The organism is Burkholderia sp. S-53, from assembly GCF_025560745.1.
Lineage (GTDB): Bacteria > Pseudomonadota > Gammaproteobacteria > Burkholderiales > Burkholderiaceae > Burkholderia > Burkholderia pyrrocinia.
This window is the reverse complement of record NZ_CP090484.1, coordinates 980454-994788: the sequence shown is the minus strand read 5'-3', so window position 1 is coordinate 994788 and position 14335 is coordinate 980454. Positions and strand designations below refer to the sequence as shown.

The 14335-nt window shown below is 67.1% G+C and carries 15 protein-coding genes; 12 read left to right on the top strand and 3 right to left on the bottom strand.

Annotated features, from left to right (window positions below; all coding sequences use genetic code 11):
- The first annotated feature begins 67 nt into the window (after positions 1–67).
- The 4 genes from LXM88_RS26685 to LXM88_RS26670 are packed head-to-tail and all read left to right on the top strand — an operon-like array spanning position 68 to position 5339.
- On the top strand, positions 68–2293 hold the full coding sequence (locus LXM88_RS26685) for a TonB-dependent siderophore receptor (RefSeq protein ID WP_262545692.1): 2226 nt from the start codon (positions 68–70) through the stop codon (positions 2291–2293).
- On the top strand, positions 2293–2556 hold the full coding sequence (locus LXM88_RS26680; protein ID WP_262545691.1) for a hypothetical protein: 264 nt from the start codon (positions 2293–2295) through the stop codon (positions 2554–2556). Before LXM88_RS26685 ends, LXM88_RS26680 begins: the two co-directional genes overlap by 1 nt.
- Before the next feature lies 1 nt (position 2557).
- The gene (locus tag LXM88_RS26675) at positions 2558–4069 is read left to right on the top strand and encodes a PepSY-associated TM helix domain-containing protein (protein ID WP_262545689.1); all 1512 of its coding nucleotides are present in this window, start codon (positions 2558–2560) and stop codon (positions 4067–4069) included.
- A gap of 22 nt (positions 4070–4091) precedes the next feature.
- The gene (locus LXM88_RS26670; protein ID WP_262545688.1) at positions 4092–5339 is read left to right on the top strand and encodes a RhtX/FptX family siderophore transporter; all 1248 of its coding nucleotides are present in this window, start codon (positions 4092–4094) and stop codon (positions 5337–5339) included.
- An 85-nt stretch (positions 5340–5424) separates the two neighbouring features.
- Here LXM88_RS26670 and LXM88_RS26665 read toward each other — a convergent pair whose 3' ends face one another.
- Complete coding sequence (locus tag LXM88_RS26665) at positions 5425–6666, bottom strand: MFS transporter (protein ID WP_262545686.1); 1242 nt, start codon at positions 6664–6666, stop codon at positions 5425–5427.
- A 139-nt stretch (positions 6667–6805) separates the two neighbouring features.
- Between LXM88_RS26665 and LXM88_RS26660 the strand changes: the two genes are divergently transcribed.
- Positions 6806–7678 (top strand): LysR family transcriptional regulator, encoded by an 873-nt coding sequence (locus LXM88_RS26660; RefSeq protein ID WP_262545684.1) that lies wholly within the window; start codon positions 6806–6808, stop codon positions 7676–7678.
- Positions 7679–7770: 92 nt separating this feature from the next.
- Here LXM88_RS26660 and LXM88_RS26655 read toward each other — a convergent pair whose 3' ends face one another.
- Complete coding sequence (locus LXM88_RS26655; protein ID WP_262545682.1) at positions 7771–8016, bottom strand: DUF4148 domain-containing protein; 246 nt, start codon at positions 8014–8016, stop codon at positions 7771–7773.
- Between the two features lie 360 nt (positions 8017–8376).
- Positions 8377–9285 (bottom strand): LysR family transcriptional regulator, encoded by a 909-nt coding sequence (locus tag LXM88_RS26650; RefSeq protein WP_262545680.1) that lies wholly within the window; start codon positions 9283–9285, stop codon positions 8377–8379.
- Between the two features lie 30 nt (positions 9286–9315).
- Between LXM88_RS26650 and LXM88_RS26645 the strand changes: the two genes are divergently transcribed.
- The 7 genes from LXM88_RS26645 to LXM88_RS26615 all read left to right on the top strand — a co-directional run bounded on the left by LXM88_RS26645 (position 9316) and on the right by LXM88_RS26615 (position 14170).
- The gene (locus LXM88_RS26645) at positions 9316–9477 is read left to right on the top strand and encodes a hypothetical protein (RefSeq protein WP_262545678.1); all 162 of its coding nucleotides are present in this window, start codon (positions 9316–9318) and stop codon (positions 9475–9477) included.
- A gap of 28 nt (positions 9478–9505) precedes the next feature.
- Positions 9506–9895, top strand: a complete 390-nt coding sequence (locus LXM88_RS26640) for a hypothetical protein (RefSeq protein ID WP_262545677.1) — start codon at positions 9506–9508, stop codon at positions 9893–9895.
- Positions 9896–10162: 267 nt separating this feature from the next.
- Positions 10163–11077, top strand: a complete 915-nt coding sequence (locus tag LXM88_RS26635) for a dioxygenase family protein (protein ID WP_262546930.1) — start codon at positions 10163–10165, stop codon at positions 11075–11077.
- 13 nt (positions 11078–11090) lie between these two features.
- Positions 11091–11840 carry an SDR family NAD(P)-dependent oxidoreductase gene (locus LXM88_RS26630; protein ID WP_262545676.1) on the top strand — a complete coding sequence of 250 codons (750 nt, stop codon included), beginning with the start codon at positions 11091–11093 and terminating at the stop codon, positions 11838–11840.
- Positions 11841–11858: 18 nt separating this feature from the next.
- On the top strand, positions 11859–12740 hold the full coding sequence (locus tag LXM88_RS26625; protein WP_262545675.1) for a 3-keto-5-aminohexanoate cleavage protein: 882 nt from the start codon (positions 11859–11861) through the stop codon (positions 12738–12740).
- Between the two features lie 105 nt (positions 12741–12845).
- Positions 12846–13823 carry a quinone oxidoreductase family protein gene (locus LXM88_RS26620; RefSeq protein ID WP_262545673.1) on the top strand — a complete coding sequence of 326 codons (978 nt, stop codon included), beginning with the start codon at positions 12846–12848 and terminating at the stop codon, positions 13821–13823.
- Positions 13820–14170, top strand: coding sequence for a cupin domain-containing protein (locus tag LXM88_RS26615; protein ID WP_262545671.1), 351 nt, complete (start codon positions 13820–13822; stop codon positions 14168–14170). Before LXM88_RS26620 ends, LXM88_RS26615 begins: the two co-directional genes overlap by 4 nt.
- Positions 14171–14335 lie beyond the last annotated feature (165 nt).

Sequence of the window (14335 nt, the reverse complement as noted above, 5' to 3'; positions counted from 1 at the left end):
CTCGATCGAAAAAGCGTCTGCCGGTTCTAATTGATAATGAGAACGATTATCAAATACGGGGGCGTGGATGCGGTACGAGGTGCTGGAACCTGGGAGATCGAAGTCGAAGGGCGCGCGAGTCGCCCGTTTCGGGCGAGGCCGCTGGCGCTCGTCACTGTATCTCGGCCTGCTGATCGCCGCGCATCCGGCGGCGGCGTCCGCCGATGCGCCGCCTGCGGCCGATGCGGAAGTCCGGAAGGAAGAGGCGGCCGCCGCGCCACCCGCCGCGGGCGAACTGAAGGCGATTTCGGTGAACGCATCGCGCAGCGTGGCCGACGATCCGTCGGTCGCGACGATCGGCAAGATGCCGCTCGCATTGCGGGAGATTCCGCAGTCGGTCAGCGTGACGACGCGCGAGCGGATCGACCAGCAGAACCTGTACTCGCTCGACGAGGTGATGCAGCAGTCGGCCGGCGTGACCGTGCAGCCCTACGTGCTGCTCACCACCGCGTATTTCGTGCGCGGCTTCAAGGTCGATTCGTTCGAATTCGACGGCGTGCCGGTCGTGATCGGCGACATGGCGAGCGCGCCGCAGGACATGTCGGTGTACGAGCGCGTGGAGATCCTGCGCGGCGCGAACGGCCTGCTGCATGGCTCGGGCAATCCGGCCGCGACCGTCAACCTCGTGCGCAAGCGGCCGCAATACGCGTTCTCCGCGCACGCGACCGTGAGCGTCGGCAGCTGGGACCGCTATCGCGCGGAAGCCGATATCGGCGGGCCGCTCAACGCGGCCGGCACCGTGCGCAGCCGGCTCGTCGCCGCATACGAGGATCGCCATTTCTTCTACGACCATGCGAAACAGGACACGCGTTCGATCTACAGCGTCACGGAAGTCGACGTGACGCGCGACACGCTGCTCACGTTCGGCGCGCAGTACCAGACGACCAGGTCGGTGCCCGACATGTCCGGCGTGCCGATGGCGCGCGACGGATCGAGCCTCGGCCTGTCGCGCTCGACCTTCCTCGACACTGCGTGGGGCCACTTCGACTGGGACACGACGCGCGCCTTCGGCTCCGTCGAGCAGAAGCTCGGCGGCGGCTGGAAGGCGAAGGTCAGCGGCGAATACCAGAGCGTGCGTTCGGACCTGAAATTCGCGGGCTCGTTCGGTGCGATCGATCCGGCGACCGGCGCGGGCGGCAGGCTGACGGGCGCCGCTTACCAGTTCAGCACCTACAGCCGCAGCATCGACGCGAACGTGCAGGGCCCGGTGCATGCGTTCGGGCTCACGCACGACCTGCTGCTCGGATTGACCTACGCGAACAGCAGCAGCGGGCAGATGACGGCGCCGCTGCTGGGCGACGTGTCCGGCACGCCGGTGAACGTGTACCGCTGGAACCCGAGCAGCGTGCCCGAGCCCGGCATCGGGCCGTACCAGCAGTCGCAGCAGAACGACATTTCGCAGAAGGGCGTCTACGGGCTCGGCCGCATCAAGCTCGCCGAACCCGTCACGCTCGTGCTCGGCGGCCGGCTGAGCTGGTGGAACCAGGACAGCCTCGGCGCGCACTACAACACCGGCCACCAGTTCACGCCGTACGGCGGGCTGATCTGGGATTTCGCGCGCGACTGGTCGTGGTATGCGAGCTACGCGGAAGTGTTCCAGCCGCAGACCAAGTCGATGTGGGGCGGCGGCATCCTGACGCCGGTGAAGGGGCGCACGTACGAGACGGGCGTGAAGGGCGAACTGGCGGGCGGCAGGCTCGACGTGTCGCTCGCGGCGTTCCGCATCGATCTCGACAACAACCCGCAGGTCGATCTCGCGCATCCGTGCGCGGGGCCGAGCTGCTTCTACGTGAACGGCGGCAGCGTGCGCAGCCAGGGTTTCGAGTTCGAGGCGAACGGTCGCATCACGCCGTGGTGGAGCGTGTGGGCGAGCTACACGTACGACACGATGCGCTTTGCGGACAACCTCGCGAACGCGGGCTCGTCGTTCGCGCCGCTGCTGAACCCGCGCCACCTGTTCCGGCTGTGGACCAACTACGACCTGCCGTGGCAGGAGCGGCGCTGGAGCGTCGGCGGCGGCGTGCAGGTGCAGAGCAATTTCTCGGCGCAGGCAAACGGCGTCACGATGACCCAGGGCGGCTACGCGCTCGCGAGCGTGCGGCTCGGCTACCGCTACGACAAGCACTGGAGCGCCGCGCTCAACGTCAACAACCTGTTCGACCGCAACTACTACCTCAGCCTGAGCCAGCCGGGCTGGAACAACCGCTACGGGGAACCGCGCAACGTGATGCTGACCGTGCGCGGGCAGTTCTGATGGCGGGCGGCTGGGGCGCTCGCGCGGCGTTCGCGATCGCCGGCGTGCTGCCGGGTGCGGCCGCGCTCGCGGTCACGCTGGCCCGTCATTACCCGGCTGACGGATTGAACCGGCTCTATGCGGCCGTGCTGCTGACGCTCGCCGCGAGCGTCGCCGCGCTGCTGTGGGTGCTGGTCGCGCCCGGGCGGCGGCAGGCCGCGTGGCGTGCAGGCGTGTGGCTCGCGGTGCTCGTGCCGTGTGCGGTGTTCTGGGGAGGGCGCTGACATGGACGCTTCGTCGCGTTCGCGCTGGCGCGCGCTGCATCGCGGTGCCGGCGCGCTGTTCGGCGTGGTGCTGTTCGTCGTGCTGTTCAGCGGCACGTGGAGTCTCGCGTTCGATGCGATGCAGGGCTGGTGGCGGCCGCCGCCGGTTGCCGTCGCGCGTCCGTCGCTGCCGCTCGATGCGCTCGTCGCGCGTGCGGCGGCGCTCGGCGTGCCGTTGCGCGATGCGCGCATCGTGCTGCCGCAGCCGGACGATCCCGCGATCCGTTTCTGCGACGCGCGCCAGGCGTGCACGCTGGCGCTCGACCCGGCGACGGGCGAGCCGCTGCCGGACAGCGGCCGCGCGGCGTTGCTCGTCACGCTGCACAAGACGCTGTTCGCCGGTTTTCCCGGACGCATCTTCGTCAGCCTGTGGGGCGTCGTGCTGCTCGTGCTGATCGTCGCGGGCCTGGTCGTGCATCGCCGGCGCTGGCCGGACGCGGCGCGCATCCGGCGCGGTAACGGATTGCGCGTCGCGCTGTTCGACCTGCACGCGTGGATCGGCTTGTGGGGTTCGCCGTGGCTCGTGCTGTTCGCGTTCACCGGCGCGCTGTCGGGGCTCGGCGCGCTCGGCACGGTGTCGCTCGCGGGCGTCGCGTACCCGGGGCAGCCGCAGCGCGCGTTCGCCGAACTGCTCGGCGGGCCGCCGCCCGCCGCGGCCGGCGGCGCGTGGCGGCACGCGCCCGATCTCGACGCGCTGCTGCGAAGCGACGCGACGCGCGTGCCGGATTTCCGGCGCGAAGCCGTCGTGCTGCATCGCTGGGGCGATGCGAACGCGAGCGTCGAGATTGCCGGCACGGCCGCCGGGCTGCCGAGCACGGCGTTGTTCGAACGCCACCTGTATCGCGCGACGGACGGGCGATGGCTCGCGGATGTCACGTCGCGCGGCCGCGGTTTCTGGTTGCGTGCGTTCATCGCGGTGCAGCCGCTGCATTTCGCGCAATACGGCTGGGTCGGCGCGATCGGCGGCGTGCTGCGCGCGCTTCATTTCGTGATGGGTCTTGCTGCGTGCGCGCTGTGCGCGACGGGGCTGCATCTGTGGATCGAGCGGCGCCGTGCACAGCGCGATCGTTCGGCGGACGTGCTGGCCGCGCTCGCCGTCGGCGTATGCGGCGGCCTGGTGCTCGCGGGCGGCGTGCTGCTGTTCGCCGGGCGTGCGTTGCCCGACGGTGCGCGCGTCGACCACGCGCTTGCGCTGCTGTTCTGGGCCGTGTGGGGCGGCGCGGTCGCGCTCGCGGCCGGTGTCGCCGATCGCGCGGCATGGTTGCGCGTCCTGATGCGTGCGGCCGGCGTGTCGTACGGGCTGGCTGGCGCGACGCATTGCGCGATCGCGCTGCTCGGTGCGGGCGAGCCCGTGTACTGGCCGCTCGATGCGTCACTCGTCGTATTCGGCGCATTGCTGCTGCGTGCCGCCCGCCGTCCGCGCCGCGATACCGCGCGGCCCGCGCGCGTGCCGGCCGGCGCCGAACCTTTTTAACCTCATGCAACTGGAGACTTCGATGCGCGATTTGCTCGAACATCGCCGCCTGGTCATCACGATCACGCTGCTCTACCTGTCACAGGGAATCCCGATCGGCATCGCGATGGACGCGATGCCGACGCTGCTGCGCCACGACGGCGCGCCGCTTCACGCACTCGCGTTCCTGCCGCTCGTCGGGCTGCCGTGGGTCGTGAAATTCCTGTGGGCGCCCGTCGTCGACAACCGCTGGTCGCCGCGCATCGGCCGGCGGCGCAGCTGGATGCTGCCGATGCAGATGCTCGTCGTGCTGTGCCTCGCCAGTCTCGCGCAGATCGGGATGACGGTCGCGACGGCCGGCTGGGCGGTCGGCCTGCTGGCCGTCGCGTCGCTCGCGAGCGCGACGCAGGACATCGCGAACGACGGAATGGCCGCCGAGCATTTCAGCGGCGACACGCTCGCGAAGATCAACGCGATCCAGATCGCGGGCGTGATGATCGGCTTCTTCGGCGGCGGCGCCGGCACGTTGACGCTGATCGGCCTGTTCGGCCAGCGTGCGGCGTTTCTCGCGCTGGCCGCCGTGCCGCTCGCGAGTCTCGTCTGCGTGTTGTGGGTGTTGCCGCGCGATGCGGACCGGGCACGCGCGCGATCCGAACACAATGCGAGCCTCGCGCGGTTCGCGAAGCGGCCGCGCTCGTGGTCGCTGCTGTCGCTCGCGCTGCTGTCGGCGATGACGGCCGTATCGGGTTTCGGCCTGTCGAAGCTGTTCCTCAACGATGCGGGCTGGACCCTCGACGCGATCGGGAAACTCGGGATGGCCGGCGGCATCGTGACGGTCGTGCTCGGCTGCGGCGGCGGTGCGTGGCTCGTGAGGCGGCTCGGTCTGTGGCGTGCGTTCACGGCCGGCGTGAGCTGTGCGGGCGCCGCGGCGCTGCTGTGGTTCGCGCAGGCGAGCGGGTGGTTGCCGGTGTCGCCGTCGTGGGCGTGGCTCTGCACGGTGCTCGGCTCGTTGTCGACCGGGATCACGTCGGTGTCGATCATGACGGCCGGCATGCGCTTCGCGGGCGGCAGCGACCAGGCCGGCACCGACGTGACGGCCGTGCAGAGCACGCGCGATCTCGGCGAACTGATCGCGTCGTCGACGATCCTGTCGCTTACCGCGAAAGTCGGTTATACGGGCGGGTTTCTGGCCGGCGCCGCGCTGGCGGTGCTCGCCGCGTTGATCGCAATGCGGTTGCGGCAGCGCGAGTCGGTTTATGCGGTGAAGGGCGACGATGCGCTGGCGTCGTGATTGATGCGTGACACGCCTGATGCGTGGCGTGCCTGACTCAGGCGGCAAGTAAGCGGAAAGCGCGGTCCAACGCTCCCCGCACCCGTTACGCGCGGGCCAATCGTCGTGCAGCCAGCAGCCCGGCGGCGAGCAATACCGCGACATACGCGGCGACGCTCGCCCACGCGCCATGCTGCCAGAACGATCCGCCGACCGAACCGAGCACGCTCGACCCGAGATAGTACGCAAGCAGGTACAGCGAAGCGGCGTGCCCCTTCGCGGATCCCGCGAGGTAGCCGACCCAGCCGCTCGCGACCGCATGGGCGACGAAGAAGCCGATCGTGACGAGCACGATGCCGACGACGATCGCGACGAGCGAGTGCGACAGCGTCAGCGCGAGGCCCGCCGCGAATACGAGAATGCCGCTGACAAGCACCGGTGCGCGTCCGAGACGGTCGGCAAGCGCGCCGGCGCTCGATGACGACACCATCCCGAACAGGTAGGCGCCGAAGATCAGGCCGCACTCGGTCGAGCTCAGGTTGAAAGGGGCCGCCGTGAGCCGGAACCCCGCGTAGTTGTAGATCGTCACGAACGCGCCCATCACCAGGAAGCCGATCGCGAAAACGTACGGGAGCCGCGCGTGACGCAGTTGCGCATTCCACAGCCGAACATGGTGACGCAGCGTCAGATCGGTGCGCTTCACGAAGCGCCGCGATTGCGGCAGCAGCATCACGAAGGCGACCGCCGCGACGAGATCGACGACGCCGATCGTCAGCATCGCCGTCCGCCACGAGAAGTGTTCTTCCAGCGCGCTCATGCCGATTCGTCCGATCATGCCGCCGAACGCGGTCCCGCCGACATAGAGCCCCATCGAGAAACCGAGCCCGTCGGACGCGATTTCTTCAGCGAGATAAGCCATTGCGACCGCCGGGACACCGCCCAGCGCGAAACCCTCGAGCGCACGCCATACCAGCAGCAGGTTCCAGTTCGGCGACAGCGCGGCGAGCACGTTGAACAGCGCGGCCAGCGTCATCGACGCGAACATCAGCCCGCGTCGCCCGACGCGTTCGGACAGCGCGCCGGCGCACAAGATGGAGACCGCCAGCATCCCGGTCGACAGCGACAGCGACAGCGAACTCGACGCCGCACCCAGCCCGAACTCCCGTGCGAACGCGGGAAGCAGCGGCTGGACGCAGTACAGCAGCGAGAAGGTGGAAAAACCGGCAAGGAAAAGCGCCAGCGCGATGCGCTTGTACGCGGCCGAGCGCGGGGACACGCCGGCAGGCAGCGCATCGGATGCGGCGTTCTGCGTTGCGGGCGTGGATCGGGAAATCGAAGCGGAGGACATGGGTGCACTCGATGTGCGACGGAATGCCTGAATTCTTGCGCACGGTCATATATATGTCCAATATATGAAAGAAACCGCAGCGATATGTTTCACCACTGGCTGACGAGCCGGTCCGACTCACCGTGAGGTCACCTGGCGAATGGAACTCCGACATCTCCGATACTTTCTGGCCGTGGCGGCCACGTCGAATTTCACCAAGGCTGCCGAAACGCTCGGCATCGGGCAGCCGCCGTTGAGCCAGCAGATCAAGGCGCTCGAGAGCGAACTCGGCGTGGAGCTGTTCAAGCGGACCGCGCGCGGCGCGGAGCTGACGCTGGCGGGCGAGGTGTTCGCGGAAGAGGCGCGCCGCGTGCTCGACGATGCCGAGCGTGCGGCACGGGCCGCGAGGCGTGCCGCCCGCGGGGAAACCGGGCATTTGCGGGTGGGCTTCACCGGAACGGCGGCGTTCAATTCGAAAGTGTCGGATCTGATTCGCCGCTTTCGGGAGGCGTTTCCGGACGCCGAACTGACGCTGCAGGAGGCGACGTCGCGCGTCCTGCTGGAGGCGCTGGACGCCGGGCATCTCGACGTCGCGATCGTGCGGCCGGAACGCCGTGTCGCCGCGACGTTGCGGGTGTCGGACTGGGACGAGGAACCGATGTTCGTCGCGCTGCCCGTCGCGCATCGGTTGGCGCAGCGTCGGCGCATCGATCTGGCCGAGCTGGCCGACGAGTCGTTCGTGCAGGTGCCGCGGGAAGCCGGCAGCGCGCTGTTCGACGACATCGTCGCCGCATGCAACGCCGCCGGATTCGAGCCGCGGATGGCGCAACCCGCGCCGCAGATCGCGTCCGCGGTGACGCTGGTCGCTGCCGGGCTCGGCGTGTCCGTCGTGCCGAAGGCGATTACGCAGGTGCAGGTTGCCGGGGTCGTCTATCGGCCGTTCGCGGGCAATGCGCTGCGTGCAAGGCTGGCCATTGCGTCGCGATGCGACGAGCCGTCGGCGGTCGTTCGCAATTTTCTTTTGCTGGCCTAGCTGCCGGCCGCCGCTGCGGGGAGAGCGGGCCTGCCGAACGTCCTGCTATTGCGCGTAGGGCGGGGTGGTGCCGACCGACGGCGACGAGCCGCTCACTGTGCCGGCTGATGGCCCGCGTTCTGTCCGTTCGACGCTGCTACGCGTGCCTGGGCGGCCTGCAGGTTTTCGGGGAACTGCGTGTTTCTGGCCATGGACGGCTTATAACCCGCCTTTTCGATCTGAATGAGCTCGTTGCGAACCTCCGCGCGGGTCTTCGCCGGATTTTCCGGTTGGGCGAACGACACGGCGGGAACGGCGATCATCGCCGCGATGGCCAAAGCCTTAATAAAGGAATCCATAATGATTTACCTCCGATGCAGTTACGCACGGCGCCTTCTACCTTCTTGTCAGCTACCGGTAAAAACAGTGTAGCCGAGACCGCATTCCGGTGCTGGTAAAACATGATTGCTCGAGCGCACAATTTGGGTTCTGCGCACGTCACTTCGAAAAAATCGATCCATTCGATCGAAACGCTTGAGACATCGAGGAAGGAAAGTGACATAGCATCGTCTGATCGAAGACATGCCGGTTCGAAGGGCGTCCTGACCGACTCCCTGATAAAGAAGCCTGCAATGATCCGGATCGGTGCGCCAGAAGTTTTCCCCGAGCGGCACGAGATTCGCTCGAATGGTGAACCGGGTCGACGTGACCGTCAGTGTTCACCGCTGCGCAATGAATTGCTCGAGCAGATCCGGGCGATCGAACTTGTCGCGCCACCATTGCAGTGCGCGCCCGGCTTCGTCGTCGCGCCATGCCAGATAGCACTGGGTCGTTTCGCGCATGCCGGTCACGTGGCGCGTCACAAGCCTGCCTTCGTCGATTGCGCGGGCGGCAAGACCTGCGGGTAGCGTGCCGACGGCAAGCCCCTCGCACTGCACCGCGAGTTTTGTCGCAAGGGTCGGCACCGCGAGATAGGGTTGCGACGGCTGGAACGCCGCCGAGCGCAGCAGCGATTCGCGCGAAGGGCCGCCGACCAGCGCGCAACGATATTGAGTCACGGCACTGAGCGTGATCGGTTCCGGCATTGTCGCGAGAGGGTGATGCGGCGCGACCGCAAACACATAACGCAGCGTGCCGATCGGGCGCGCGACGATGTCCGTCAGCGCAGGGGGCTCGCCCGTTGCGCCGACGACGAGATCCGCGCGCCCCGAGACGAGCGCATCCCAGGTGCCGCCGAGCACCTCGGTCGACAAGCGCAAACGCGTGCCCATCTCGAGTGCGTCGAATTCACGCACGTAGGGCCAGAATCCTGCAAACGGCAGCACTTCATCGACGCATACGCGCAACTCGGTCTCCCAGCCGTCGTGGATCCGCTGCGTCCTCAGTTCGAGTTGCTCGGCGGCAGCGAGCAGCCGGCGGCCTTCCTCGACGACGACGCGCCCCGCGCGCGTCAGCTTCGCACGGCGGCCGCTGCGGTCGAACAAGGTGACTCCCAAGTCGCTCTCGATCTTCTGCACGAGATAGCTGAGGGTCGACGGCACGCGGTGCAGCAGCGCGGCCGCATCGGCGAACGTGCTCGTCCGGTCGATCGCATCCAGTGCTTCGAGGGCTTCGAGTGACAGTTTCAATTCCGCTTTCCTCAGTGCAATGACGGGCGCATGTCCGACATGCTGTCGTCGATCGTGGTGTGCCGCGAGCAGTCCGCGAAAGGCCATGCGGCGTGCTGCCGGTCCGATGGACTGCCTGCTGTCGCTATCGTCATCGATCAGGAAAATTCAGGTGTCTTAAGAAAAATCATCTTGCCGTCGTGTAACTTGTGAAGGCGTGAAACGGATGAAGCCACGGTCGATGCAAGTCGAACTGGCGCCGGCACGCAGCAGCTTGTCATTCGATCATCGACGAAAAAAGGAGAATCACATGTATCAGTCCAGCTTGAGACCGCTCGCACTCGCAGTACTGACCGGAGTCGTGCTGCTGGGTGCGCCGGCAGCGTACGCACAGGATTCGGATGCTGCGCCGGCAGCGGCCAGTGCCCCGATGTCGAAGCAGCAGTTGAAAGCGCAACGCAAAGCGCAGCGCAAGGAGGCTCGGCTGAAGCGTAACCAGGAACTGCGCACGCTCGAGAAGAACGGCTATCGCATGAGCAAGGACGATCACTATCCGCAGAGCCTCCAAAGGGCGGAACACAAAGCCGCAGAACAGAAAGCCGCCGCCGGCGCGTCCGCACCCGGGCAATAACGATTCGGTGCCGCATCTGCTCCGCTGCCAGGCGGGGCAGGTGACGGCGTCCGCCTGCACCTTCTTGCGCGCGCGTCGTGCGCCCGCGTCACGCAACCGTCGGGAAACGCGCGATACCTTGGCGAGATTTCATGCAAACGGTTGCGTTCCACAGGATACCCATATTCGCCGACCGGTTTCGGTATTTTAGGGTTAACGCTCTATCTGTCCGAGAAGTTCGACGGTACTATTGCATCAACTTATGCAAACGGTTGCATGGAGGGTGTCATGGTGGAACAAGCGGTATTGAGTGCGATTACCGACGATCCCGCGTCCGTTACCGCGATCGTCAAGGCGGCGATGGCGGGAACCCGGGACGCTCGGCTGAAGGAGATCGTCAATGCATTGGTCGATCACGGGCATGCGTTCCTGAAGCAGGTGAAGCTGACGGACGAGGAGTTCGAGCGCGGTCTGTCGTTTCTCCGGGCCGCAGGGCACGCATGCAACGAGCGGCACAACGAGGTTGTGCTTCTGTCGGATGTCCTTGGCTTTTCGACGCTGGTCGCATTACTGAACAATTCCGACGCGACCGACCGCACGCCGGGCGCGTTGCTCGGGCCGTTCTATCGCGGTGGTTCGCCGGTCTACGAAGACGGCCGATCAATCGCAAGCCCGGGGTCGCCCGGCTCGCCTCTTTTCATGCGGGGTCGCGTGCTCGACGTGTCGGGCCGGCCGGTCGGGAACGCGGCGGTCGATGTGTGGCAAGCGTCGCCGGTCGGTCTCTACGAGAACCAGGATCCGGGCCAGCCTGACCGCAATCTGCGCGGCCGCTTTCATACCGATGCGCAGGGGCGGTTCAACTTTCGGACCGTGCGTCCCGCCGGTTACCCGGTGCCCGTCGACGGCCCCGTCGGCACGCTGCTCGAGGCGCAGAATCGCCATCCGTACCGGCCCGCACACATCCACTTCGTGATCGTCGCGGAAGGTCATGCGACGTTGGTGTCGCAGGTGTTCGCCGACGATTCGGAGCATCTCGATTCGGACGTCGTGTTCGGCGTGAATCGTCGCCTCGTCGGCAATTTCGAGCGCCATGACCCGCAGACGGGGCCGTACGCGGAAACGGACGAGGCGTATTACACGCTCGATTTCGAATTCATCATGGCCGACGGTACGCCGACGTACCCGACGCCGCCCATCGACTGAACAGGAGGCGGCAGTGCCACGCAATCTGAACGATAAGGTAGCGGTCATTCTCGGCGGTACCGGCGGGATCGGCGTCACGACCGCAACGCATTTCGCCGAAGCGGGCGCGCGCGTTGTCGTGGTCGGACGAAGCGACCTGGACGCCACGCAGCGCATCGCCGACAAACTGCCCGGCGAAGGGCACTCGGCCGCGCTCGCGACGATCACCGACAGCGCGACGCTCGCCGCGCTCGCCGACGATGTGCGCAAGCGTTACGGGCGAGCGGACATCCTGGTGAATGCCGCCGGCTTCACGAAGCCGGTTCGCCATGCGGACCTCGACGCGCTGACCGACGACCTGATCGACGAGATCATGAAAGTCAACTGGCGCGGCCAGTTCGCGGCGATCCGGGCATTTCGTGCGCTGCTCGACGAATCGGGTAACGGGCTCGTCGTCAATGTGTCGTCCATCGCGGGTACGACCGGCAATGGCAGCAATGTCGCGTACTGCGCCGCGAAAGCGGGAATCGACGTGATGGCGCTGTCGCTGGGCCGCGCACTTGCGCCGCGCATTCGCGTCGTGAACGTGTCTCCCGGCGTCGTGGATACGCAGTTCGTTCCCGGGCGCGGCGACGATTTCAACGAGAAGGCCGCCGCGACGACACCGCTGCGCCGGATCGGCGCACCGGACGATGTCGCTGCCGCCATCGTCGCCTGCGCGACGACGCTGACGTTCAGTACCGGCGCAACGATCGTCGTCGACGGCGGCCGCCGGCTGAACTGACTGCCTGGAGATCTTTCGATGCATGCTCGCAAGACCATCATTACGTGCGCCGTCACGGGCAACATCACGCGACCCGACCAGCACCCGGGCCTGCCGGTCACACCCGAGCAGATCGCGAATGCGTCGCTCGAAGCCGCGCAGGCCGGGGCCGCCGTCGTGCACATCCACGTCCGCGACCCGGCCACGGGCCGACCCTCGATGGACGTCGATCTCTATCGCGACGTCATGGCCAGGATTCGCGCGGTCGATCGTGAGTTGATCATCAATCTGACGACCGGCCCGGGCGGACGTTTCATTCCGAGCGACGACGATCCCAGGGTTGCCGCGCCGGGCACCACGCTTCTGCCGCCCGAAAAGCGCGTGGAGCATATTCTCGCGCTCAAGCCGGACATCTGCAGCCTCGACCTGAACACGATGAATTCGGGGGCCGAGGTCGTCATCAACACGCCGAAGAACGTCACGCGGATGGCCGAGGTGATCCGTCGGGCCGGTGTCAGGCCGGAGCTCGAGATCTTCGACTCCGGCGATATCCATCTGGCGCGCGACCTCATGGCGAGCGGCGTGCTCGACGGGCCGGGACTCTGGACGTTCGTCAGCGGCGTCAAGTATGGTTTCGCCGCGTCGCCGGAAACGCTGCTCTATGCGCGCAGCCTGCTGCCGCCGGGGGCGATCTGGTCCGCGTTCGGGATCGGCCGTTTCGAGTTTCCGGTCGTCGCGCAGGCATGGCTCGCGGGCGGGCACGTGCGTGTCGGCCTCGAGGACAACATCTATATCGAGAAAGGTGTGCTCGCCGAGAGCAACGCGGCGCTCGTTGCGCGGGCGCGCGAGATCGTCACGCTGCTCGGCGGCGAGATCGCGACGAGCCGCGATGCGCGCGAATGCCTCGGCCTTGCATCGTGAGCGCAACCCGCCGCACGCTCATTCAGAGCGACGCATGGATGTGCGGTGGGCCGACGGTCGCCGCGCCATGTGTCCGAATCGACAATTTCCAGGAAACCATCGAGCATGAAATGCATTCGCGTCCAGCAGAAAAGCGCTGATATCAGCGCGCTCGCACTGAGCATCGACACGCAGCCTGTCCCGACGATCGATACGGCCGACTGCCTGATCGAGATCGAGAGCGCGGGCGTCAATCCGAGCGATGTGAAGGCCGTGCTCGGTTTCATGCCGCACGCGGTGTGGCCGCGCACGCCGGGCCGCGATTACGCGGGGCGCGTGATCGAAGGCCCGCCGGAGCTGGTCGGCAAGGAGGTCTGGGGCAGCAGCGGCGAGCTCGGCATCCGTCGCGATGGCACCCATGCCAGCCATCTCGTCGTGCCGGCGCACAGCGTGCGCGAGAAACCGACAAACCTGACGATGGACGAGGCGGGATCGATCGGCGTACCGTTCGTCACCGCTTTCGAGGGCTTGCACCGTGCCGGCGGCGTGCGGCGCGGCGATGTCGTGCTCGTTCTGGGTGCCAACGGCAAGGTCGGGCAAGCGACCGTCCAGCTCGCGACCATGGCGGGGGCGGAGGTGATCGGTGTCGTGCGCGACGATCCGTCGTACATCGGGCACGCCACCGGCGACGTGACGATGATCAACGCGTCCGCGGAGCCGTTCGACGAACTCGTGCTCGAGATGACGGCCGGCCGTGGCGCAAACATCGTCTACAACACGGTCGGGAGTCCGTATTTCGAGCGTGCGAATCGCGCGATGGGCGTGCGCGGCACGCAGATCCTCATCTCGACGATCGAGCGCGCGGTGCCGTTCGACATCTTCGCGTTCTATCGCGGGCAGCACACCTACGTCGGGATCGACACGCTCGCGCTCGACACGCGACACTGCGCCGACGTCCTCGACGCGTTGCTGCCGTCGTTCGAGCAGGGTTCGTTGAAACCGTTCCCGATCGATGCCGGCTTCGTGTTCGATCTTGCGGATGCGGCGCACGCGTATCGGACGGTGTTCGGCGGTACCGCGAACCGGGTGCTGCTCAAGCCATGAACGTGACGCGCTTTCGCGATGCGCCCGAATACTTCCCGCCGAATCACTTCGGGATGCAATGCGTACGCCTGCAAGGGCGCGAGGCGGGCCCGGCCGAATCGCTGTGGCTCGGCGTGTCGACGATCGAGCCGGGCGGGCACACGACGATGGACGGATCGGGCGTCGAGAAGCATTACGTCGTGCTGGAAGGTCGGGTGTGCGTAGACGCAGACGGCGTCGAAGTCGAATTGCAGGTGTTCGATTCGTGCCGCCTCGCGCCGGGCGAGCGGCGTTCGCTGCGCAACCGGTCGGACCGTCCCGCCAGGATCCTGCTCGCGATGCCGTTCGCGCGCCCTCCGCGCGACTAGGCGCGGAGGCGGGGCGGGTCGCGCAACGCTGCCCGCGCCCGCCCGATGCGGCCGCGATCGGCCGCGCCGGCCGCGAAAATCGGATGATCCGGCAAGCCGCACGCCATTTCGGTCAGGTTTCCGGACGCCCGCAACCTTATATTTGTCTCGGCCGATTCGCACTGG